Origin of the sequence: Virgibacillus sediminis, from assembly GCF_042643265.1 — a bacterium.
In the GTDB taxonomy this organism is placed as follows: Bacteria; Bacillota; Bacilli; order Bacillales; family Amphibacillaceae; genus Virgibacillus_O; species Virgibacillus_O sediminis.
Genome location: NZ_JBHRRZ010000040.1, coordinates 163,621 through 188,010 on the forward strand (window position 1 = coordinate 163,621; position 24,390 = coordinate 188,010).

Here is a 24,390-nt window from a genome sequence, read left to right on the forward strand (position 1 = left end):
GTCGTCTCTTACATCAAATGATATGGCTGCATATCAATGGTAATCTGTAAGTCATCTTTCTTTATATTATCCGAAAAGGAATCCAATATTTTTTCCATATATTCTCTTATTTGCGGCTCATTTTTGTATTTTACCATGCATTGATACCGATATCTATCTTTGATTCTGGGAATGGCGGACGGTGTCGGCCCTAGAACAGTCGTACCTGGATTCACTGCTTTCATTAGAAGTTGAACAATTTTCTGTGTGGCCTGTACCGCCTTTACCTGATTCGTATGCGAGACAGTCAACAGCGCTAGAAACACATACGGTGGATACTGGAATGTTTTACGGACATTCATTTCCTGCATAAAGAAATCTTGGTAATTATAAGTAGAAGCAAGCTCAATGCTGTAATGATCCGGCGTATAAGTCTGAACAACCACTTCACCACTCAACTCATGCCTGCCTGCCCTTCCGCTTACCTGGGTGAGAAGTTGGAAGGTTTTTTCAGCCGAACGGAAATCAGGAAGGTGTAGCATGGAATCAGCTGTGAGTACACCTACAAGCGTTACATTTTCGAAATCAAGCCCTTTGGCGATCATTTGTGTACCAAGCAGTATGTCGGCTTCTTTGTTTGCGAATTTTGTCAGCAGTTTTTCATGTGATCCTTTCCTCCTGGTCGTATCTACATCCATTCGAATGATAGAAGCCTCTGGCAAGAGTTGGGTGAGCGCCTCTTCGACTTTTTGGGTACCGGTACCGAAATATCGGATTAGATCACTTTCACATTCTGGACAGTTGACAGGCATTGGCTCTTCATAGGAACAGTAATGGCATTTCAGCCTGCTGCTGTTTTTATGAAACGTCAGGGCAATATCACAATGCGGACATTCTTTAACATGTCCACAGTCCCGGCACATCACAAATGTGGAGTATCCCCTTCTGTTCAGCATCAATACTACCTGCTCTCCTTTACGGATACATTCTTCCATTTTTTCTTTGAGAGTCCGGGAGAACATGGTCCGGTTGCCTGCATGCAGTTCGTCCCGCATGTCGACGATTTTCACCTCGGGCATTGCCTGCTCATTTGTCCGCTTCTTCAATGTCAGCATTTGATAAACACCTTTCTTGCCCCTTGCGTAGGATTCCAGTGTAGGCGTTGCGCTCCCCAAAACTACCGGACAATGATGTGTCTTTCCTCGTTGGATTGCTACGTCCCGCGCATGGTACCTTGGCTGGTCCTCCTGTTTGTATGTTGTTTCATGCTCTTCATCGATGATAATGATACCAAGGTTTTCAAAAGGAGCGAATATTGCGGACCTGGCACCGACCACTACTTGTACTTCATTTCGATGGATACGCCGCCATTCATCATATTTTTCACCTGCCGACAAGGCGCTGTGCATAACAGCTACATTCGAACCAAACCTGCCTTTAAAACGCTTGACCATTTGGGGAGTCAACGAGATTTCCGGAACAAGAACAATAGCTTCCTCCCCTTTATCCAGCACATTCTGTATCGCCTGCAAGTAAATCTCTGTCTTTCCGCTGCCTGTCACACCGTGCAGTAAAAACACCTCATGTTCCGTGTCTGCTATTTTCTGATTGATAGGCTGGATGGCCGCCTTTTGCTCTACTGTCAGTTCAAGCGGCCTTGTCTGAGCGAAGGCATCATCATTGTAAGGATTCCGGTAAGCTTCCACCCGGTATGACTCCAGCAGTCCCTTGTCCTCCAAGGCTTTCAGTGTGCTGCCCATTGTCTGGACCTTTTTGAGCAGGAACTGCTTTTCTACCGGTTCCGGAGCTTCAATAAAATGCTGAAGCAATTTCCTCTGCTTCCGCGCATTTCCTGACAGGTCATGATAGGCTTCCTCCAGTAAATAAGAATCCCGACGAGGACGAATCATGGTGACATATTTCTTCGTTTCCTTGGATTTCACCAGGTATTCAACCGCAATATCGCCATCCTGAATTGCCTGCTGCACTGTCCGGTAGGTTACAGAAGAACCATCCATTTCCTCATAAGGAATGACGTCTCGGCCGGCAAACAAACTCTCAAGCTTCTCGTCGAGTTCCCCATCAGATAAACGTATCAGCTCTTTTTTATATTGGGCCCTCAGCACCTGGGGGAGCATCGCCTGTAGAGCAGTTATATAGAAGCTTATGGTGTTTTTAGCCAGCCATTTGCCTAAGTCAAGCAACTCTTCCGTCAGTACCGGTGTCAAGTCAAGAACATCGTGGACATCTTTTACTCGGTCAAATTCTGTCTCTTCCGCTTCGCCTACCACGAATCCCATCACTTTCCTCGGACCGAAGGGAACAACTACACGCATGCCTACCCTGAGCATATCCTTGAACTTTTCTGGCACCCGATAGTCAAATGTCTGATTGATCGTACTTGCTGGTACATCTACAATTACTTTCGCTATCTTCACTCTTCTTCATCCTTCAAATTCCGTTCGATTAATTTCAGGATTTCTTCAGCGATAACCTGCTTATTTGCAAGGGGGATTTCCTGCTGTTCATGATGCTTGTTTACAAAGGTGACGATGTTTGTCTCCCCATGGAACCCAGCCCCCTCTGCCGAGACGTTATTGATGACCACGGCATCCAAGTTTTTAGTTTTCAGCTTTTTCCATCCGTTTTCCAAAGGGTTGGAAGTTTCAGCGGCGAAACCTACCAAATATTGTCCAGTTTTTTCTTCGCCCAGTGATTTAAGTATGTCTTTGGTCCGCTCCATCTCCATCGTCAGGTTTCCATCTTGTTTCTTCATCTTCTCATCATAAACATGCTTTGGACGATAGTCAGCGACAGCAGCAGCCTTGATCACTATATCGCTTTGAAGGAAATGTTCGTGCATAGCATGGTACATCTCTTCAGCGGTAGTTACATCCACACGGTTGATGGCACTATTAGAAAGCTCCAATTCTGTTGGGCCAGCGACAAGTGTAACATCTGCCCCCATCTTTCCAGCCTCTTCTGCGAGTGCAAAACCCATTCTTCCCGAAGATCGATTAGTGAAGAAGCGTACAGGGTCCACCTTTTCCCTAGTCGGCCCGGCAGATATAAGTACCTTCCGGCCGGATAATAACAGATTTCTGGACTGATGAAGTTCTATGGTCTGGATAATTTCCTCCGGCTCTTCCAGACGCCCCTTTCCTATCCATCCGCAGGCCAGATACCCGGCACCGGGTTCGATGAAGTGGTATCCCCATTCCTCAAGCAGTTTCATATTTCTCATTACTGCGGGATGTGCATACATATTCACATTCATTGCCGGAGCAATATAAACATCCGCCTTTGAGGCCAGCACGGTAGTGGAAAGCATATCATCCGCAATTCCCCCTGCTATTTTCCCAATGATATTAGCTGTAGCTGGAGCAAGCAGAATGATATCCGCCCAATCCGCTGCATCAATATGGGCAATTTTTTCGGGGTCTCTTTCAACAAATGTATCTATATAAACGGGGTTCCTGGACAGAGCCTGAAACGTCAGGGGAGCAACAAATTCCTGTGCGCTCTCCGTCATCATCACTTTCACACTGGCGCCTTTCTGTGTCAGCTTGCTAGCCAAAGAACATGCTTTATAGGCGGCAATTCCTCCAGAAACTCCCAACAGGATGTTTTTACCTTCTATCATAGTTAAACCCCTCTCCCATTAAATCAATTTAACATTGCTAGTTCATAAAGGCTGGAACCTAATTATACGATAATTGCTGCTTAACAATAAATAAAATCCCCCGCAACCCAATTGGCGGGGGATCTGACATTGATTACCTTTCAACAGCAGTCAGTTTCTCCTCCAGAATCTCTTCCAGGGCCATACCGACATACTTATGGGATTTCGGATTATCTACTAATGTCTTTTTCGTTTCACTGATTTGCCTGGCACGCTTTGCAGATAGGGTGACCAGTGTATATTTGGAATTGATTTTTTCCTGCAGTGAATCGATGGATGGTTCAAGCATCATTATAACTCAGCCTCCAATAATTTTTTATATTGTTTTGCAATACGTTCCCTTTTCAGGTGCTCGCTCTGAATGATTGCCTGTACTTTCTCAACAGCCTGGTCTACGTCGTCGTTGACCACTACATAATCATAAGCATCCATTAATTCAATTTCCTTCCGCGCTTCTTTCAACCTGTTCAAGACTAAATCACTTGTTTCTGTGCCTCGGTTGATGATCCGGTTCTTCAGCTCTTCCAGACTCGGCGGGAACAAAAATATGAATACTCCTTCAGGGAAGTTTTCCTTTACCTGCAGGGCTCCCTGTACTTCAATTTCCAAGAATACATCTTTTCCTGCAGCCAAGGTCTCTTCTACATATGCTCGTGGGGTGCCATAATAATTGTCTACATACTGTGCATATTCCAGCAGCTGATTATCTTTGATCAGTTCCTCGAATTGCTCTTTGGTTTTATAGAAATAGTCAACCCCATCCGTTTCTCCCGGGCGTTTCTCCCTTGTAGTCATGGAAATGGAGTATTTCAGGTCCGGATCTTTCTCAAACAGTGCTTTTCTCACTGTTCCCTTGCCGACTCCAGAAGGGCCGGATAATATAAACAGAATGCCTTTTTCTTCTATCAAAACGCTTCCTCCTAGTTCATTGGATGCTATTCGTCTGCCATCTCTTCATGAGTCAGGACCCTCTGTCCTACTGTCTCCGGCTGTACCGCGGAAAGAACTACATAATCACTGTCCGTAATGATCACTGCTCTTGTACGTCTTCCGTAAGTGGCGTCCACCAATTTATTATTATCTCTTGCAACGGTTATAATCCTTTTGATCGGTGCTGATTCCGGCGAAACAATGGATATGATCCTATTTGCGGAAACAACATTTCCGAAACCGATATTGATCAGACGTAAACTCAAACGTTTTCCCCCTCTATTACTTTCTCTGCTGTTGCTATTTTGCCTGAATTATTGCTGGGACTGATATATCTATAATACTCAATTATAAGGAATTAACCAATAAAAACTCAAGTATAATCAAGCCTTTAATCCTACTTACTCACAAATGCTCCATTTCTCTTATCCAAACTGATATGTTATATGTATAATGACACTCTGGCTTTTTCAGCCATGAAACTAATGTACCTGGCTCTCTAGCTATCATTATATCCCCGCATCCCTTCTATTATAACGGTAAAACAAGAAAAATGAAAACCCGTACCGCTTAATTTTGAATTAAACGACACGGGTTTTTCTTGATTTTATCCAAATTTATAGTGTCATCTGCGCTTTGTGTTGAACCCGAATAGAACGCTTGGCAAGGAACCGAACACGAGTATCAGCATCCAATCACGCAGACTTAGTGCTGTAGTATGGAAAATTGGCTGAAGCGGTTCCCAGTAGATGACTACTAGAAGGAGCAGCAGCGAGGAAAGCACAGCCATTACCAGATACATATTTTCAAAGGGATTTCTTGCAAATACCGAGTGTTCACTGCGACAGTCAAATACATGGATAAGCTGCGACATTACCAAGGTAGTGAATGCCACTGTCTGCGCATAGATAAGGTTATCCGGATTATCCTGGTATGCAAGCATAAAGGTAATCAAGGTGACCGTCCCTATTAGAAAACCCCGGGTGACGATCCGATAGCCAAGCCCATTGGCAAATACGCCCTCCTTAGGATCTCTCGGCTTCCTCCGCATGCTGTCCCCTTCCGCCTTGTCCATTCCAAGTGCCATGGCAGGAAGCCCGTCTGTCACCAAGTTCACCCATAATATTTGGACAGGAACCAATGGCAGCGGGAGTGCCAGCAACATAGCAAACAGCATAACAAGGATCTCTCCGACATTGGAAGCAAGTATATACCGAATGAATTTCCGGATATTTTCGTAAATATTCCTGCCTTCCTTTATGGCGGACTTAATCGTAGCAAAATTATCATCCATCAATATCAAGGAGGATGCCTCTTTTGTTACGTCTGTTCCGCTTCTTCCCATACTGATCCCTATGTCACTTGCTTTTATGGCGGGAGCATCATTTACACCGTCCCCCGTCATCGCCACTACATGCCCTCGTTGCTGGAAGGCCTTTACAATCTTCAGTTTGTGCTCTGGAGTAACCCTGGCGAATACATACGTATCATCAATAATGTCTTCCAATTCAGATACGGACATCTGATTTAATTGGCGCCCTTCCAACACCTTTCCATTTTCTGGGAGAATATTCAGGTTCTCAGCAATCGCCCGTGCAGTTTTTACATGGTCCCCCGTTATCATGACTGTTTTTATCCCTGCTTGGCGACACTCTTCTATGGCAGGTTTTACTTCTTTTCTTGGCGGGTCGATCATACCGTACAGCCCGAAAAATGTCAGGTCATTCTCCAGCAAAGGAGCATCAAGAGAATCCTCTTTGGACAGCGGCTTCATACCTATTGCCAGGGTACGCATGGCCTTGTTGGCCATATGATTGATTGCCTGTTCAATTCTCCCTTTGTCCTGCTCCTTCATTACCTGCCTGCCATGCTCTTGGACGTGAAAAGAGCATCTCGGGAGGAGGACCTCCGGCGCCCCTTTAGTAACCAAAAATCTCATCTGATTATCATCTTCAACTACCACACTCATCCGCTTACGATCCGAATCAAATGGCAATTCTTTTACTACCCGGTATCTTTCCCCTTCCGAAGCAGAGATGCCCATTTTCCGGGCGGCGATCAGTAAAGCACCATCAGTAGGATCGCCATCAACCAGATATTTTCCCTTCTTTACTTGAAGCGAAGAATTGTTACAAAGCATTCCATACAACAGCATGGATTCCAAATTCGGATGCTCCTCGTTTACTTTCCTCTCCCCTAGAAAGTAATCTCCGCGAGTATCATAGCCATCCCCGGTTACATACAGGTGGTTACCATTTACGTAGATTTCCTTCACTGTCATCTTATTTTCTGTCATTGTTCCCGTCTTATCGGAACAGATTACCGATGCGCACCCTAACGTTTCAACTGCAGACAGCTTGCGTACAATCGCTTTTCTTCTGATCATGCGTTGTACACCGAGGGCTAATGCTACAGTAACTATTGCCGGAAGCCCTTCTGGAATGGCAGCTACTGCCAAGGAAACACCGGCTAGGAACATATGATAGATTTGATGCCCCTGTATCACGCCAAGTATAACAACTAAGGCTGTGAGTATCAGTGACACAAAAATCAGTATTTTCCCCAGTTCCGCCAGTTTTCTTTCCAATGGGGTCGGCAATTTCTTCGTATTTACCATAAGCGAAGCAATTTGTCCCATCACTGTGTCCATGCCTGTACCGACAACAATGCCGATTCCGCTGCCCCTTGTTACCATTGTCCCCATGAACCCCATATTTGCCTGATCTTGCGGATCCAGTTCATCAGCTGTGATGGCTGTAGCGTGTTTGGTCACGGGAAGTGATTCCCCGGTAAGTGCCGATTCTTCCGTCTCGAGACTGCTGGACTGGACTATCCTTAAATCAGCAGGCACTCTGTCACCGCTTTGCAAGCGAACAATATCGCCAATGACAATATCCCGTGAGCTTATCTTTTCCCAATGGCCATTCCTTAGCACATGAGCCATTGGAGCAGACAACTCTTTTAATTTCTCCAGCGATTTCTCTGCTTTCTGCTCTTGAAAGAAGCCAATCACGCCATTGACCAAAACGATTACCATAATCGCAATGGCATCGATATATTCACCCAAAAGGCCGGCAATTAAGGTTGCAGCAAGTAATACCAAGACCATGAAATCCTGAAATTGCTTCAAAAAAATCAGCCAGCGGGATGTCTGCTTCTGTGCTTCTAGTACATTCTCTCCATATTGCTTACGCCGCTGCTCCACTTGTTTATCCGTCAATCCTCTATTGGCAGTAACATGCAGCTTTTGCTCGATTCGTTCTACGTCCAATTGATACCATTTCATATTTGACTCCTCCAAACCAGCCAGCATAATCCTGGGATTTTCTTCATCATGCTCTGTAATATGATATGTATGCAGACCTGTCCCTAAAAATGCTATAATTGCGAGAGGGGTGATGAACGTATGCCATTTGACGGTATTGTTACACGTGCAGTAACAGAAGAATTGAAGGAGGAAATTCTCCCGGGAAAGATTACAAAAATCCATCAGCCAACAGAGACAGAGCTGGTTTTCACCGTAAGAAGCAGAGGAAAAAAGCGGACCTTGCTGTTTTCCATCCATCCTACGTATGCTCGTTTCCATCTGACGGATGATGTCTATCAAAACCCCAAAGAGCCTCCAATGTTTTGTATGGTTCTCAGAAAGCATTTATCAGGAGCCATCATAGAAGAAATCGAACAATATGGAATGGAAAGGATTATTACTTTTTCCGTAAGGACCAGAAATGAGATTGGAGACATTTCCTATAAATCGCTGGTCATGGAGTTAATGGGCAAGCATAGCAATGTCATGCTGGTAGATAAAGATAAAGGCCAGATCGTGGACAGTCTGAAACACATCTCCATGGCACAGAACCGCCATCGGACCATTCTTCCCGGACACGAATATAAGCTCCCCCCTATGCAGGATAAATGGAATCCACTTGAAATGGACAGCGGACAGCTGACACGCAAGCTGGATTTTAATGCCGGAAAGCTGGAGAAGCAAATTGTCGGTACGCTTGTCGGCTTCTCTCCCTTTATAGCCAGGGAACTTACCAATCGGGCTGGCCTTGGAAGTACACAGAACTATGTGGAAGAATTCAAACAGATGCAGGATCAGATGAATCGGCACCAATATGAACCAGCCATTTATCGTAACGGCAAAGAAGACTTTCATGTGCTCCCTATTTTGTCCAGGGATGGAGAAAAGGAAACTTTCTCTTCTGTGAACCGGATGCTGGATAGTTTCTATTCCAGGAAAGCAGAGCGGGACCGTGTCAAACAACAAGCAAAGGATCTCTACCGTTTTATTAAAAACGAAAAAGACAAGAACCACCGGAAACTGAAAAAACATAAACAGACATTGAAGAAAGCCGAAGATGCCGACCGCTATCAAAAACTTGGAGAGCTGTTGACGGCCCATCTTCACTTAGTAAAAAACGGCGACTCTTCGGTAAAAGTAGTAGACTACTATGACCCGGAACAAAAGGAACTGACGATTGAATTGAATCCGAATAAAACACCAAGCGAAAATGCCCAGACCTACTATAAGACCTATCAGAAGTTGAAAAATTCAAAACGGGCAGTGGAAGTGGAAATGGATAAAGCACAGGAAGAATTAGAATACCTTGACCAGCTGATGCAGCAGATTGATGTCGCAAGTACGGAAGATATTGAGGAAATACGGGAAGAACTGCGGGAGGAAGGGTATCTCAGTAAACAAAAAAACCGGTCGAAGAATAAAAATAAACCGAAGAAACCTAACCCGGAAAAATATGAATCCACGGATGGAACAGCCATACTTGTAGGGAAGAATAATAAGCAGAATGAATATGTCACAACAAAATTGGCTCATCGTGATGATATATGGCTGCATACAAAGGATATTCCTGGCTCTCATGTAATCATCCGCTCTTCCGATCCTTCAGAGGAAACATTATTGGAGGCAGCAGAGATTGCCGCATATTTCAGCAAATCCCAGGCCTCTTCATCTGTACCGGTGGATTATACAAAAATTCGTCATGTGAAGAAACCGAACGGTGCGAAGCCAGGCTTTGTCACTTATGACCATCAGAAAACTCTCTACGTCACACCAAGAGAGAAAACGATTCAGTCACTTAGGGCGGACTCCTGATCAATTACCGCAATAAATACAAAACGGATGGCTCTTTGAAGCCATCCGTTTTGTATTTTATACAGCTTTAGGATTCAATTTCACTTCTATATTTCCTCTGGTAGCTTTTGAATAGGGACAGAACTGATGAGCTGCTTCTGCAAGCTCTTCAGCCTCTCCCTGGCTGACACCTTGAATTTCAATATTTAAGGTAGCACCAATTTTAAAGCCGCCGTCTTCTTCATCCTTCAGAAAGCTTACTTCGACAGTTGTTTCTGAATCTATTTCTTTATTCTGTTCCCCCGCGACATGGCTTAATGCCCCGTCATAACAGGCAGAGTACGCTGCTGCAAATAACTGTTCCGGATTCGAGCCTTTATCCGTTTTATTATTAACCGGATTGACAAGGTCTAAATCAATTAAACCATCGTCAGATTTTACATGGCCATCCCGGCCATTCTTTGCAGTTGCCTTTGAGGTGAACAATACTTTACTCATCATTAGCCTCCTTTAAGAATCTCTTAAAGAACTATTCCTCCAGGGGAAATATTCTAAACTTCCAGGAAGGATTGTTTGGTCAAAGCTTCAATGAAATGATCCACCTGCGGAAGGCTTCGGACACCCTCCTGATAACATACCCATGTCCCACGGGTAACCGGCTTTCCATTCAGCAACAACGGCAGGTGTGGGTACTCATCCTTCATGCTGTCGGATACGCTTTCCGGGAGCACTGCCATGCCAATCCCCTGCTTCATAAACTGTTTGCATGTTTCAATCTGATCCACGGTAATCGTCTTTACAGGCTTTATCTCCTCCTGATGGTCGTACAGCCATGTATCAACCACTTCATGCATACTATCATCACTGCTGAAAGAGATAAGCGGACGCTCCTTCAATTTATTTTCAGGAAACGGTTCGGTATCGAATATAAATAAGGGATCATCAAATAGACGGACAGAGGTGCACTCCTTTAGTTTTTCTCCGCGTATGATGCATAAATGATAGTTTTTATGCTCCCTACGGATGTTTTCACTGATTCCAGTAACCAGGTCAACCGCCACCTGAGGATATGTAGCCGTATACTCACCCAATATTGCGGGGAGGAACCGCTGGCTGATCAAGGAAGAACAGGCAATGGACAGTGTCCCTTGCACACGCTTTGATGAAGATGCCAGCAAGTTCTCCAGCTCATTTTCTCCCTTTATTACATTATCTGCATGTTCAAGAATCAACTCTCCTGCAGGTGTGGGAAGAAGCCTCTTGGGTGTCCGAATGAATATGGAATGGCCGAAATAATCTTCGATATATTTAAGACGCTGGGTTACTGCCGGCTGTGAAATGAGGATTGCTTTAGCAGTACCCCTTATCGTCCCTACCTCATTTAACTTAAGAAGTAAATTATAGTCATCTATTTTCATACGCTGCAGCTCCTATTTAAGCTTTCTTATTCCCTTATTATAAAACATCTCCCTCCATAATGCATTTTCAGCCCATAAAAAAGATGGCCTGCTTAACAAGCCACCTCTCTCGTATTACATATGGTCACGCCATGCCAGCAGTTCCATTTTACTTTGTTCATCCAATTTCCCATCAGCAGCCAAGGCTTCCAGCAGTTGATCAAACCCAGTAATGGTCGACAGAGGTATTCCAGCCTCCTGGAATGTCTCTTTCGCCTTCTCCAGCCCATAAGTGAAAATAGCTGCAACTCCTGTAACTATTCCGCCTTCCTGACGAATCGCATCGGCAGCTTGCAGGGATGAGCCCCCAGTGGAGATGAGATCTTCAATCACCAGTACTTTTTTTCCTGCCGGCAATTCCCCTTCCACTTGATTTCCTTTTCCATGTGCTTTCGGCTTGGAACGTACGTAAATCATCGGAAGACCCAGACGATCTGCAAGCCATGCAGCATGCGGAATCCCTGCCGTCGCACAACCAGCAATGATTTCCGGCTGTTCTTCCATGCCTTCTACCAAGCTGACAAATTCTTCTGTGATCTTTTTTCGTACATTTGGATAGGACAACGTTAGCCGGTTATCACAATATATCGGTGATTTAATACCAGATGTCCATGTGAAATAGTTATCTTTATCAATTTGAACAGCCTTAATGTCCAATAAATCTCTCGCTAAATTATCCTTCACTTTCATCCTGCCACTCCTTTACAGCTTGTTTATACGCTTTAAGCGGATCAAAAGCTTGTGTAATACTTCGCCCAATCACCAACACATCAGCCCCATTCTCTTTTGCATATGCCGGGGTGGACACCCGCTTCTGATCATTGCTGTCTGTTCCAGCCAGCCGAATGCCAGGTGTAACGGTAAGGAAGTCAGAATTGCAAGCTTCCTTGATCAACGCTGCTTCATGTACAGAACATACAACACCATCTGCACCATTGGCATTTGAAAGTTCCGATAGATGCACTGTGTTGGATTCCAGGCTTCCGGAGAGCCTCAATTCCTGTTGCAATGTTGTTTCATCCATCGAGGTAAGTACTGTTACAGCAATCAGTTTAGGGTCCTTTCCAGGAGAAGAGCCGGCAAGCAGACCTTCTTTTGCGTAATGGATCATTTTTGCCCCGCCTAAGGCATGGACATTGACCATATCAACCTGCAGTCTTGCCAGATTAGTCATTGCTTTCATGACCGTAGTCGGTATGTCGTGCAGCTTCAGATCCAAGAAGATAGGATGTCCTTTATCTTTCAATTTCTCGATGATGGTCGGGCCTTCCCGATAGAAAAGCTCCATCCCTACCTTAACTGGAACACCGTCCAGCTCATTACGTTCTAGAAAGCGTTCTGCTGCTGCCCCTTCTGGAAAATCGAGGGCAATATATATATCCTTACTCATATATGGGCACCCCTTTTCCAGTTGCTGCTTTTACTGAATCAATTCCATAAGTATGCAGGACCTCTGGCAGCTTCTCTATAATTTCGGGGCACACAAAGGGGTTCTGGAAGTTAGCTGTCCCAACTGCCACCGCATCCGCTCCCGCTAGTAAAAATTCAAGGACATCCTCTGCACTGGTAATTCCCCCCATTCCGATAATAGGAATGTTGACCTGCTGTTTGACCTCATAGATCATTCGGATTGCAACCGGCTTAATGGCCGGGCCGGATAATCCCCCTGTGCCATTAGCAAGAAGAGGTTTCTTTGACGGAAGGTCCATCTGCATTCCGGATAATGTATTGATCATGGATAGGCCGGCTGCCCCTGCGTCTTCTACTGCTTTTGCCATAGAGGCAATGTCCGAGACATTCGGAGAGAGTTTTACGTAGACAGGCAGCCTGCTTGCCTGTTTGACCGCCTGCGTCACTTCTGCCGCCATGCCCGGATCGGTACCAAACTGGAGACCTCCTTCTTTCACATTAGGACAAGAAATATTCAGTTCCAGTGCATGAACATCATCCGTATGGTTGAATGCTTCCGCTACCTTTTGATACTCTTCAACGGTGCTTCCTGCTATATTCGCAATAACAGGCACGTCGTAATCTGCCAGAAAAGGAACTTCCGTTTCGATAATTTTCTCTACCCCAGGGTTTTGCAGGCCAATTGCGTTCAGCATACCGGAGGCTGTCTCCGCTACCCTAGGTGTCGAATTGCCATATCTTGCTGTACCTGTGGCCGCCTTCATGATTACTGCTCCTAATCTGCTTAAATCATAAAACTCACTATATTCTCGGCCAAAACCAAAGCAGCCTGATGCCGGCATCACCGGATTTTTCAAGTTAAGGCCAGGCAGCTGTACCGATAAATCTGTCATAGTGCGACCTCCTCTGCACGGAAAACCGGGCCATCCTTACAAATTTTTCGGTAACCTGATGTTCCGGCCTCTGGAATGACACAGGCAAAACATGCCCCGATACCGCATCCCATTCTCTCCTCCAGTGAAATATACCCTTCTTTATCTGTGAGCTGCTTCTTAACAGCCTGAAGCATCGGTAACGGGCCGCAGGTATAATATTGATCGAACTCACCTATGTCCCCAAGCAGATCGGTAACAAAACCGGACGCCCCGTAGGAACCATCATCTGTAACTATATAAGTTTCTGCAAACTCTTGGAATTCCGTCTCATAAAAGACATGGCGGTCTGTTTGAAACCCTAAAACAGCAATGACGTGCTTCCCCTGCTCAGCAAGCGTCTTCCCAAGGTAGTGGAGAGGAGGCACCCCAATTCCTCCGCCGATTAATAGGATAGTCTGTTCTCTCTCATTTGTGAGAGGGAAACCATTACCAGATGGTCCAAGTACGTCGAAACTCATTCCCTGTTGATAAGCGGCCAGACTCTCTGTTCCTGATCCGGTAATTTTAAACAAAATCGTAGTGGTACCGGCATCCTTGTTTATATCGGCAATGGATATCGGCCGGCGCAATGTGTGCCCGGGCACGCTGATATGAAGAAACTGGCCAGGCACAGCTTTTTGGCTGATCCATTGATTTTCCAGCACCATTTCGATGGTGTCTTCCGCTATTTGCTCCCGGCTCTGAATGTACATATTCTCTTTATTTATCATGAAAGCACAACCTCTTTATCGACCATCGCCTGCGCACTAAAGGTCGTTGAATCAATGACATGAAGTATGGCATTCGCCGTGTCCAGATTGGTCAGACATGCAATCCCATGTTCCACAGCTCCTCTTCTAATCTTAAAACCATCAGACCTAGGCTGTTGACCAGACGTGAGGGTATTGATGACAAACTGAACGCTTCCTTCTTCGATAACCGACAGAACATCTGGATTGCCTGACCCTATTTTGGCCACTTCCTTCACAGGAATGCCGGACTGGCGTAGATAAGCGGCTGTTCCTTCCGTTCCAAACAATTGGAATCCGAGCTGATGGAAGTGTTCAGCAATCTGGCTTGCTTCTTGTTTATCTTTATCCGCAACAGTCAGCAGAACAGATCCTTCCTGCGGGATTTTCACTCCAGAAGCAATCAGTCCTTTATATAATGCTTTTTCCAATGTTTTGTCATGGCCGATTGCTTCTCCGGTCGATTTCATTTCCGGTCCGAGGATCGTGTCCACCCTCTGAAGCTTCTCAAAGGAGAAGACAGGTACTTTGACGGAAACTTCTTCCGCCTCGGGAAGAATACCGGTTGTATATCCAAGCGAAGACAATTTTTCACCGAGAATACATCTTGTTGCCAGATTAGCCATCGTCACTCCGGTAATCTTACTCAGGAATGGAATCGTCCTGCTTGCACGAGGATTTACCTCCAACACATATACTTCTTCATTTTGAATAATGAATTGGATATTTATCAATCCTCTTACATCAATGCCCCGTGCTATTTTGGCAGCTGCTTCCATACATTTGTCCTTGACCCTGTCACTGAGCCGCTGAGGGGGATAGACGGCAATGGAATCGCCGGAGTGGACACCCGATCGTTCAATATGTTCCATAATACCGGGAACCACCACTGTGTCACCATCACTGATGGCATCTACTTCCACTTCAATACCTGTAACATATTTATCGATCAGAATAGGATGCTCACTGTTGACATTTGCTGATTTGTCCAGGTAGGCTTTTAGCTCCGTATCGCTGTAGACAATCTCCATTCTACTTCCGCCAATGACATAGGAAGGACGGACAAGAACAGGGTAGCCAATGGACTTCGCCGCTTCAACAGCATGCGCTAGCTTCTTGACGGCCTTTCCTTTTGGACGCAGTAGATCAAGGTCGTTCAGCAAGATTTCAAATTTATCCCGGTCTTCCGCCTGGTCTATAGCCTCCAGGCTTGTACCGAGGATTTTCACTCCACGGCGTTCGAGGCCGGCTGCAAGATTAATAGCTGTTTGTCCGCCAAATTGGACAATGACACCCTCTGGTTTTTCCAAGTCGATGACGTGCATGACATCCTCTAAAGTAAGTGGTTCGAAATATAATTTATCGGAGATGCTGAAGTCGGTCGAAACTGTTTCTGGATTGTTATTCATAATGATAGCTTCATAGCCCATTTCTTTGATTGCCAGAACCGAATGTACCGTAGCATAATCAAATTCAATTCCCTGTCCAATTCGAATTGGCCCGGATCCAAGCACTAGCACTTTCTTTCTGTCTGTAACATTGGACTCGTTTTCCTCTTCGAAGGTGCTGTAGAAATATGGTGTTTCTGATTCGAATTCAGCCGCACAGGTATCAACCATTTTATAGACTGGCAGTATTTTCTCTTCTTTTCTATAGTGGTAGACGTCATCAACAGGTACATTCCAAAGCCTTGCGAGATGGGCATCCGGAATGCCTAACTTTTTAGCCTGTTCTGTTATGGCAGCATTGAATTTATTCTCTTTCAGCACAGCTTCAAACTTGATCAGCTTCTGGATTTTCACTAGGAAGAACCGGTCAATCTTAGTCAGTTCGAAGATTTCCTCGACCGACATTCCTCGCCGGAACGCTTCTGCCAACATGAATACCCGCTCGTCTCCCGGCTTTTTCAGATGCTTGATAATCTTTGAATCTGGCAGATTTTCAACACTAGCCAAGCCAAGCTCTTCTGTTCCGATATCAAGAGAACGTATACCCTTCAGGAAAGATTCTTCAAAATTCCTGCCAATCGCCATCACTTCACCAGTAGCCTTCATCTGGGTACCAAGATAACGGTCTCCGCTGCTGAATTTATCAAATGGAAAACGTGGAATCTTAGTTACTACGTAATCCAAGGATGGTTCGAACATGGCATAGGTCGTACCTGTAATGGGGTTAATGATCTCATCCAAAGTTAACCCCACAGCAATTTTTGCTGCCATCTTGGCAATAGGATACCCAGTTGCTTTGGAGGCAAGCGCACTGGAACGGGATACGCGCGGATTTACTTCTATAATATAGTAATTGAAGCTGTCGGGATCCAATGCTAGCTGGACATTACATCCTCCTTCAATTTTCAAGGCGCGGATAATTTTCAGGGATGCGTTGCGAAGCATTTGGTATTCCCGGTCGCTCAGTGTCTGGGATGGTGCAACCACAATGGAATCTCCCGTATGTATACCGACCGGGTCCACATTCTCCATATTACAGACAACGATTGCCTGATCATTTTGATCCCTCATCACTTCATACTCAATTTCTTTATATCCAGCAATGTTCTTTTCGATGAGACATTGGTTCACCGGTGATAGCGATAAGCCATTCCTGGCAATCTCCCTGAGTTCCTTCTCGTCGTTACACATTCCGCCTCCAGTGCCGCCAAGTGTATAAGCGGGCCGGACAATAACGGGATAACCGATCTCTTTAGCGAAATCGCATGCTTGGTCTACGGAATTGACAATGGAACTGTCTGGCACCGGCTCATTCAATTCTCCCATCAATGTCCGGAATTGTTCACGGTCCTCTGCTTTCTGAATAGCCTCCAACGAAGTCCCAAGCAGATTTACACCATATTGGTTCAGAATTCCCGTCTTCTCCAGTTCCATAGCCAGATTAAGACCGGTCTGCCCGCCGAGTGTAGGCAGCAATGCATCAGGCATCTCTTTCCGGATGATCTTGGTTAGGAATTCGACAGTCAAAGGCTCCATATATACTTTATCCGCCACCGTATGATCCGTCATGATGGTTGCCGGATTTGAATTGGCCAGAATGACTGTATAGCCTTCTTCACGGAGGGCTTGGCAAGCCTGTGTTCCTGAATAGTCAAATTCCGCAGCCTGGCCGATGATAATGGGACCAGAACCGATCACCAGTATTTTTTGGATGTCGTTATTTTTAGGCATAGGTATGCTCCTCCTTTTTAAGTTGGCCGACTTCCACCATTTTCAGAAATTCATCGAACAAGTAGCCTGTATCTTCCGGTCCCGGTGAGCTTTCTGGGTGATACTGAACCGAAAACGCGGGATGTGTCTGATGTCTGATACCTTCGACGGTGTTATCATTTAGGGCAATTTGTGTCAGGTCCAGCTTCGTTTGCGCTAATGACTCCCTGCGTACTGCATAGCTGTGATTCTGTGACGTAATGTATGTCCGCCCAGTTTCTAAATCTTTTACTGGATGATTTGCCCCTCTATGGCCGAATTTCAGTTTTTCAGTATCTGCATCACAAGCAAGTGCGAAAAGCTGATGGCCGAGGCATATACCGAACAAAGGCAATTTTCCAATAATTTCCTTAATCATATTGATAGCTTCCGGTACATCCTTAGGATCACCAGGTCCATTGGTAAGCATGATGCCATCAGGCTTTAGTCTTAAGATGGATGCAGCATCGTAATGGTAGGGAACAACAGTGATGTGGCAGTCACGCTGTGTCAGTTCACGCAATATGCCATGTTTCATACCAAAATCCACCATAACAATGCGCTTTCCCCTGCCTGGTACAACGTAAGGCTTTACAGTAGACGTCCGTTCCACTTGATTTCTGTCCAATTGAGCAGTATTTAGCTGCCTGGCAATATCTTCAGCTGTTTCTTCCACTGGTCTAATTGTCGCTTTCATTGTCCCGTGCCGGCGGATGATCTTTGTCAGCTTTCTCGTATCAATACCGGAAATGCCGGGAATATCGTGAGCTTTTAAAAACTCATCCAGCGTCTCACCGCTTCGGAAATTAGAAGGCTCCTCACACACTTCCTTCACAATAAAACCATGGATGAACGGATGAACTGTTTCGAAGTCATCCCGGTTAATCCCATAATTTCCTACTTGAGGATAAGTCATCATTACAATCTGACCGCAATACGAAGGATCACTGATCACCTCTTGATAACCTGTCATCCCTGTATTGAATACTACTTCACCTGTTATGGCCCGTTCACTTCCAAAACTTTCTCCAATAAATATAGTACCGTCTTCTAGAACAAGCTGTCGTTTAGCCATTATTATAATCCTCCTTATAGACAATCCTTCCTTCTGAGATGGTGAGAATAGGTATCCCTTCCACATCCCATCCATGGAATGGAGTGTTTCTACCTTTTGAATAGAAATGGTCTTTATTGATAATAGACTGTTTATCCAAGTCGATGAGGGTAATATCTGCCACTGCATTCACCTCAAGCGTGCCATAAGGAAGGTTGAATACCTCCGCAGGCCTCACGGTCAGCCAGTCGACCAGTTGCTTTAAGGTGATTTTATTGGTTTTCACCATATATGTATAAAGAAGTGGAAATGCCGTCTCCAGGCCGACAATTCCAAAAGGAGCTTTCAGGAATCCGTCTGCTTTTTCTTCTGAAGCATGTGGAGCATGATCAGTAGCTATGAAATCAATTGTCCCATCCAGAAGGCCTTCTATTAATGCCTGCTGATCCTCTCGGGCTCTTAGGGGCGGGTTCATTTTATAGTTGGCATCGTTCCCTGGGACATCCTCTTCATTAAGCAGCAGGTGATGGGGAGTGACTTCCGCCGTGACCTTGATACCTGCCTTCTTAGCATCCCGGATGACACGCACTGATTCTTTCGTACTTACATGGCAGACATGGTAGTGGCAGTCAGCTGCTTCCGCCAACAGGACATCACGGGCTATCTGCACGGATTCGCTTAAGGAAGGAATCCCCGGCAGGTCCAACCGTTCGCTTACTTTTCCATCATGCAGAACCCCGCCATATACAATGGAATTATCTTCACAATGGGCTACAATCGGCTTGCCGGCTTGTGCTGCTTCCCGCATAGCCCGAAGCATCTGATCAGCCGTTTGGATGCCGACACCGTCATCCGTAAAAGCAAAAATTTCCTCTTTGGCCAGTTCACTGATATCTGTCAGTTCTTTTCCTTTTAGCCCTTTTGTTATCGCTGCATAAGGGAGCACTCGGACGGCAGCATCCTGTTCAATCTTTTCGAGCAATGCCTGTACATCTTCCGTATTGTCGGGTACAGGAGTGGTATTTGGCATGGCGCAAACCGTGGTGAAACCACCGCACGCGGCAGCCAGGCTTCCTGTTCTAATTGTTTCCTTATGTTCTCCGCCTGGTTCACGCAAATGGATATGGACATCAATGAAACCCGGTACAGCCAGCTTCCCTGTACAGTCAATCACCTCGTCTGCTTTTTCATTAATATTTTGGTCCATCTTTTTTATTTGTCTATCCTCTATCAAAATGTCGCAAGTATACTGTTCATCTTCCTGCCAGAGCTGGTTTGTATTTTTCAATAATATTTTCACCCATAATCCCCCACTCTTCTAAAATTTTTGACATTATTGCCATTCGCATATATACACCATTCTCCATTTGCTTAAAAATACGGGAGCGGCTGCATTCTACAAGATCTGAATCTATCTCCACCCCACGGTTCACTGGAGCAGGATGAAGAATAATGGAGTGCTGCTTCATCTTCTTTTCCCTTTGTTTGGTGAGGCCATACTCTGTCAGATAGTCAACGGAAGGACCAGCAACCCCATGATGCCTCTCATGCTGTATACGAAGGAGCATAAGAACATCACTCACTTTAACGGCCTCATCCATGCTGATATAGGGAAAGTCAAGAGACTCATCCTGGAATCCAGGCGGGGCGCAAAGATAGACTTCAGCCCCAAGAGACTTTAATGCTCTCGCATTGGAATGCGCTACCCTGCTATGCCTGATATCTCCTGCAACCACTATCTTCAAGCCCGAAAAGCCTGAGAACTCTTGATAGATTGTCATGAGATCCAGCATACACTGCGATGGATGTTCCGCCTTCCCGGCTCCTGCATTTATTACCGGAATGGAAAGCTTGTCTTGAAGCTCATCTGCCCATACATCCGAGGGGTGCCGAATGACCAGCAGATTTGCTCCTATTGCCTGCAGGGTCCTGGATGTGTCGTACAGTGTCTCCCCTTTTTTGGTACTGGACGTGTCTGTGTGGAAATCAAGGACTTCCATTCCCAATCTCTTTTGTGCCATAGTAAAACTCATTTTCGTTCTTGTGCTAGGTTCAAAGAAAAGGTTCGCTGCATACAACGGCTTCGAAAAGCCCGGTACTCTTCCCATACTAAATTGTTCAGCCCTGTGCAAAAGGTTCCATATTTCTCCTTCAGAGAATTGATCTACAGAGATAAAGTGCCGCATCAAACCACTCCCGCCTTTTAGGATATATTTCTTTTTTCCTTCGGTGCTTCATTTTCATCAAACAATTCTTCTGCCTCGCCTGCCTTCTCTTTGTCAGGAAGAACAAGGTTGAGTATGACTCCCACAATTGCCGATAAAGCCATACCAGCAATTTGTACTTCATTAGTTATTTCAATAAATGCACCGCCAACACCAAGCACCATGATAACGGATGCGATTACCAGATTCCTGTTGTTGCCAAGGTCGATATTACTGTCTGTCAGCATTCTCAGCCCGTTAGATGCAATGATCCCGAATAACAGGATGGAAACACCGCCCATTACTGGGGATGGAACGGAACTGATGGCCGCCGTGATGATGCCGACAAATCCAAATAGAATGGCCAGTATAGCTGCACCGGCTACGACAAAGATGCTGAATACCCTTGTAATGGAAAGTACACCAATGTTTTCGCCGTAAGTGGTATTAGGCGGTCCACCCAGCATAGAACCGATAATCGTTGCAACTCCGTCACCAAGAATGGAGCGGTGCAATCCAGGATCTTTTAGGAAATTGCGCTCGGCGACTTTGGAAAGCACCATTTGGTCCCCAATATGCTCAGCAATTGTAACCAGCGCCACAGGCACCATGATAAAGAGAATTTGCATGCTGAAAACTTCGGTTGGTGAATAATCAACAAACGGAATGATAAATTCTGGCGTCTGGAATACCGCCAAGAAAAACTCTCCAATTGAGCCTGCTTCTGTGATCTGTGCCCATTCCGCTTTTATTCCTGCCGTATCAACAATTCCTTGGAACAATGCAAAAGCATATCCGGAAAGGATACCGATCAAGATTGGCACAAGTCCAAAAAACCCTTTGAAATAAACTGATGCTATTACTGTCACCGCGAGGGTAACCAACGCCGTCAACATGAAACTTCCATTATAAACACCGTCTTCATTCATCGCCATATCAATGGCAGTCGGAGCAAGCCCCAACCCAATGACAATGATTACCGGTCCGACCACTACTGGCGGAAGAAGCTTCATCAACCAATCTGTCCCGATAAATCCTATCAGGAGTGCAACTAATCCATAAACAATACCTGCCATAAAGCTCCCTATCATTGCCCCTGCAGGTCCGGAAGCAGCGCTGGCTGCGAGTATTGGAGCAATAAATGCAAAGCTTGATCCTAGATATGCAGGAATTTTCCCGCGGGTGATTAAAATATAAGCAAGTGTACCTGCTCCACTCGATATAAGTGCAACTGCCGGTGATAAGCCAGTAAGGAACGGAACGAGAATCGTAGAGCCGAACATGGCGAATAAATGCTGAATGCTCAAGAGCAGCCATTTATTAAGTTTGGGCCTTTCATGTATGTCCATTACCATCTTTTTTTCTGTCATATCTTACCCCTCCAATTTTTTCTGTGTTTTATCTTGATGCCTTTATAAGGAACATGGATATTCTGCTCATCCATGGAATAAGGCCATAAAAAAACGTGTACCTCTCTGCATAAGATTGCAAAGAGGTACACGTGTATACAAATTCCACGTCTACTTATACAACCTTATAAATCTCTCTGGATTCATTTAAAGGTCTTTTTCGGTAGATACTCGGCCTCACGGGGCCTTACTGATATGATGCCTATTCTTTCTCATAAATGGACACATGGTCTGCCTGGTCTACCTCATCCAGCTGGACGACTACCACTTCCTTCTCTGATGTAGGGATATTTTTCCCAACGTAATCAGCCCGAATCGGGAGTTCTCTGTGGCCTCGGTCCACTAAAACTGCCAGCTGGATTCCGGATGGACGCCCGCTGTCCATCACAGCGTCCATCGCAGCCCGGATTGTCCTTCCGGTATATAAAACATCATCTACAAGGATCACTTTCTTCTCTGTTACATCTACTTCAATATTGACAGCTTTCAACTCCGGATCCTCATTATCCGAAACTTTTTCCAGGTCGTCCCGGTAAAGGGTGATGTCCAACTCACCAATAGGGACAGTAATATTTTCTATCTGTCTAATCTTCTCCTGCAGCCTACTGGCTAGCGGAACGCCCCTCGTTTTTACACCAACTAGCAACAGGTTGTCCCCGCCTTTGTTCTTCTCCAGGATTTCATGGGCAATCCTAGTCAATGCACGGTTAACCGCTGGCTGGTCAAGAATTTCTGTTTTCTTCTTCATTGATTTGCCCCCCCTGTTCATAAAAAAATCCCTTTTTCCGTGAGGAAAAAGGGATTGGCTGCAAGAATCGAACCCAATGGTTCATCTCCGTTTCCTTTTAAGCCTCACTGGACTATGTTAAAGGGTCATATTCAACTTGTTTAATTATCACAGAAACTCTTCGATATGTCAATACAGTTTTTCAATATAGGAGAGAATCTCCAAAAAAACCTCCGGAGGATCCGTCTCAAATTCCATCCATTCGCCTGAACGTGGATGGGTGAAACCTAACGTTTTAGCATGTAATGCCTGGCCGTCTACATTCAATGTCTTCCTTGGGCCATATTTTGGATCTCCGACCAGCGGGAATCCGGCATAACGCATATGCACTCTGATTTGGTGGGTCCGTCCAGTCTCCAGTTGACATTCAATATGAGAATAATCCGGATAGCTTTTCAACACTCGAAAATGGGTTACAGCATTTCTACCGCCTTCTACAACACCCATTTTTTGCCGGTCTTTTGGATCCCTGCCAATAGGTGCGTCCACCATCCCTGTCTCATGCGGAATCTCCCCATGGACTACAGCCTCATATTTACGGGTGATTTCCTTGTTCGCCAGCTGTTCCGATAGTTCAGCATGTGCATAATCACTTTTCGCTACCACCAGAAGCCCGCTGGTATCCTTATCTATTCGATGGACAATCCCCGGCCTCTCCACTCCATTAATACCGGAGAGATCTGTACAATGATGAAGAAGGGCATTCACTAATGTGCCACTCTCATGTCCCGCAGATGGATGTACGACCATCCCCTTTGGCTTATTGATGACTAGGAGATCGCGGTCTTCATAAAGAATGGAAAGGGGTATATCCTCTGCAACAATGTCAAGTGGTTCCGGTTCCGGGATGGTCCAACTAATTTCATCATTTACCTGGCATTTATAATTGGCTTTCACTTTCCTGCCGTTCACCTGAGCAAACCCCCCTGAAATCCAGGATTGAATTTGGGACCGGGAGTTTTCTTTATTAAGTTCTGTAAGCAGTTTGTCTAATCGTTGATTTGCCTGACTTTCTGTAACTTGATGGCTGAATGAACTCATTTATCTGCCTTTCCTTTCTTTGTTTCCTCCATGATTGTTCCTATAATTACCAGTATGACACCGATTGTCAGAGCAGAGTCGGCAATATTAAAGATAGGAAAATCATATCCAAAGATGATGACATCCAAAAAATCGACCACTTCCTGATATAGCAGCCGGTCGATAAAATTGCCGATGGCCCCGCCTAAAATGAAGCCAAGCGCTGTCGCCAGCAATTTATCCTTTCTCGCATACCTTTGCATATAGTACACAACTCCGACAATCACTAGTAGGGTGATGATGTAGAAAAACAGCATCTGGCCTTGGAATATACCCCAAGCGGCCCCGGCATTACGATGGGATGTAAAATAGAAAAAACCCTCAATAATGGTTAACTGCTCACCAATTTCCATGGTTCGTATAATAGCCAATTTGGTGATCTGATCAATGACAACAACAATCAATGCCAGAAGATAATAGACATACATTCCTTTTCCTCC

Annotated in this window: 21 protein-coding genes; 1 reads left to right on the forward strand and 20 read right to left on the reverse strand. The window is 45.2% G+C overall.

The genetic code is table 11. The features are described from left to right. Positions 1-8: 8 nt before the first annotated feature. The 6 genes from priA to ACFODW_RS17710 form a co-directional block, all read right to left on the reverse strand. The gene (gene priA, locus ACFODW_RS17685) at positions 9-2,417 is read right to left on the reverse strand and encodes a primosomal protein N' (protein ID WP_390308190.1); all 2,409 of its coding nucleotides are present in this window, start codon (positions 2,415-2,417) and stop codon (positions 9-11) included. After that, positions 2,414-3,622 (reverse strand): bifunctional phosphopantothenoylcysteine decarboxylase/phosphopantothenate--cysteine ligase CoaBC, encoded by a 1,209-nt coding sequence (gene coaBC, locus ACFODW_RS17690; RefSeq protein ID WP_390308193.1) that lies wholly within the window; start codon positions 3,620-3,622, stop codon positions 2,414-2,416. Before coaBC ends, priA begins: the two co-directional genes overlap by 4 nt. Positions 3,623-3,755: 133 nt before the next feature. Beyond that, a complete protein-coding gene (rpoZ, locus tag ACFODW_RS17695) occupies positions 3,756-3,953 on the reverse strand; it encodes a DNA-directed RNA polymerase subunit omega (protein WP_390308195.1) in 198 nt (65 codons plus the stop codon). After that, entirely contained in the window at positions 3,953-4,570 is a 618-nt protein-coding gene (gene gmk / locus ACFODW_RS17700; protein WP_390308198.1) for a guanylate kinase, read from the reverse strand. Before gmk ends, rpoZ begins: the two co-directional genes overlap by 1 nt. 26 nt (positions 4,571-4,596) lie before the next feature. Beyond that, positions 4,597-4,857 (reverse strand): extracellular matrix/biofilm regulator RemA, encoded by a 261-nt coding sequence (remA, locus tag ACFODW_RS17705; RefSeq protein ID WP_390308200.1) that lies wholly within the window; start codon positions 4,855-4,857, stop codon positions 4,597-4,599. A gap of 359 nt (positions 4,858-5,216) precedes the next feature. Further along, complete coding sequence (locus ACFODW_RS17710) at positions 5,217-7,877, reverse strand: calcium-translocating P-type ATPase, SERCA-type (protein ID WP_390308202.1); 2,661 nt, start codon at positions 7,875-7,877, stop codon at positions 5,217-5,219. A 120-nt stretch (positions 7,878-7,997) separates the two neighbouring features. Between ACFODW_RS17710 and ACFODW_RS17715 the strand changes: the two genes are divergently transcribed. Then, positions 7,998-9,710: an Rqc2 family fibronectin-binding protein gene (locus ACFODW_RS17715; protein ID WP_390308204.1), complete on the forward strand. Its 1,713-nt coding sequence runs from the start codon at positions 7,998-8,000 to the stop codon at positions 9,708-9,710. Between the two features lie 57 nt (positions 9,711-9,767). On the opposite strand, the gene ACFODW_RS17720 is transcribed toward ACFODW_RS17715, so the two are convergent. The 14 genes from ACFODW_RS17720 to lspA form a co-directional block, all read right to left on the reverse strand. After that, positions 9,768-10,187, reverse strand: a complete 420-nt coding sequence (locus tag ACFODW_RS17720) for an organic hydroperoxide resistance protein (protein ID WP_390308206.1) — start codon at positions 10,185-10,187, stop codon at positions 9,768-9,770. A gap of 53 nt (positions 10,188-10,240) precedes the next feature. Then, a complete protein-coding gene (locus tag ACFODW_RS17725; protein ID WP_390308208.1) occupies positions 10,241-11,107 on the reverse strand; it encodes a LysR family transcriptional regulator in 867 nt (288 codons plus the stop codon). A 114-nt stretch (positions 11,108-11,221) separates the two neighbouring features. Beyond that, positions 11,222-11,836, reverse strand: coding sequence for an orotate phosphoribosyltransferase (pyrE, locus tag ACFODW_RS17730; protein ID WP_390308210.1), 615 nt, complete (start codon positions 11,834-11,836; stop codon positions 11,222-11,224). Continuing rightward, positions 11,820-12,536 carry an orotidine-5'-phosphate decarboxylase gene (gene pyrF / locus ACFODW_RS17735; protein WP_390308214.1) on the reverse strand — a complete coding sequence of 239 codons (717 nt, stop codon included), beginning with the start codon at positions 12,534-12,536 and terminating at the stop codon, positions 11,820-11,822. Before pyrF ends, pyrE begins: the two co-directional genes overlap by 17 nt. Further along, entirely contained in the window at positions 12,529-13,449 is a 921-nt protein-coding gene (locus ACFODW_RS17740; RefSeq protein ID WP_390308216.1) for a dihydroorotate dehydrogenase, read from the reverse strand. Before ACFODW_RS17740 ends, pyrF begins: the two co-directional genes overlap by 8 nt. Beyond that, entirely contained in the window at positions 13,446-14,201 is a 756-nt protein-coding gene (locus ACFODW_RS17745; protein WP_390308218.1) for a dihydroorotate dehydrogenase electron transfer subunit, read from the reverse strand. Before ACFODW_RS17745 ends, ACFODW_RS17740 begins: the two co-directional genes overlap by 4 nt. Then, the gene (gene carB, locus ACFODW_RS17750; RefSeq protein ID WP_390308221.1) at positions 14,198-17,398 is read right to left on the reverse strand and encodes a carbamoyl-phosphate synthase large subunit; all 3,201 of its coding nucleotides are present in this window, start codon (positions 17,396-17,398) and stop codon (positions 14,198-14,200) included. The genes ACFODW_RS17745 and carB overlap by 4 nt, the downstream gene beginning before the upstream one ends. Next, the gene (locus tag ACFODW_RS17755) at positions 17,391-18,491 is read right to left on the reverse strand and encodes a carbamoyl phosphate synthase small subunit (protein ID WP_390308223.1); all 1,101 of its coding nucleotides are present in this window, start codon (positions 18,489-18,491) and stop codon (positions 17,391-17,393) included. The genes carB and ACFODW_RS17755 overlap by 8 nt, the downstream gene beginning before the upstream one ends. Continuing rightward, entirely contained in the window at positions 18,484-19,770 is a 1,287-nt protein-coding gene (locus ACFODW_RS17760; protein ID WP_390308226.1) for a dihydroorotase, read from the reverse strand. Before ACFODW_RS17760 ends, ACFODW_RS17755 begins: the two co-directional genes overlap by 8 nt. Then, positions 19,724-20,656 (reverse strand): aspartate carbamoyltransferase catalytic subunit, encoded by a 933-nt coding sequence (locus tag ACFODW_RS17765; RefSeq protein ID WP_390308229.1) that lies wholly within the window; start codon positions 20,654-20,656, stop codon positions 19,724-19,726. The genes ACFODW_RS17760 and ACFODW_RS17765 overlap by 47 nt, the downstream gene beginning before the upstream one ends. Before the next feature lie 17 nt (positions 20,657-20,673). Further along, positions 20,674-22,044, reverse strand: a complete 1,371-nt coding sequence (locus ACFODW_RS17770) for a solute carrier family 23 protein (protein ID WP_390308231.1) — start codon at positions 22,042-22,044, stop codon at positions 20,674-20,676. Between the two features lie 241 nt (positions 22,045-22,285). Further along, positions 22,286-22,831: a bifunctional pyr operon transcriptional regulator/uracil phosphoribosyltransferase PyrR gene (gene pyrR, locus ACFODW_RS17775; protein ID WP_390308234.1), complete on the reverse strand. Its 546-nt coding sequence runs from the start codon at positions 22,829-22,831 to the stop codon at positions 22,286-22,288. Between the two features lie 168 nt (positions 22,832-22,999). Further along, a complete protein-coding gene (locus tag ACFODW_RS17780) occupies positions 23,000-23,911 on the reverse strand; it encodes an RluA family pseudouridine synthase (protein ID WP_390308236.1) in 912 nt (303 codons plus the stop codon). Next, on the reverse strand, positions 23,908-24,378 hold the full coding sequence (gene lspA / locus ACFODW_RS17785) for a signal peptidase II (RefSeq protein ID WP_390308239.1): 471 nt from the start codon (positions 24,376-24,378) through the stop codon (positions 23,908-23,910). Before lspA ends, ACFODW_RS17780 begins: the two co-directional genes overlap by 4 nt. Positions 24,379-24,390: the final 12 nt, after the last annotated feature.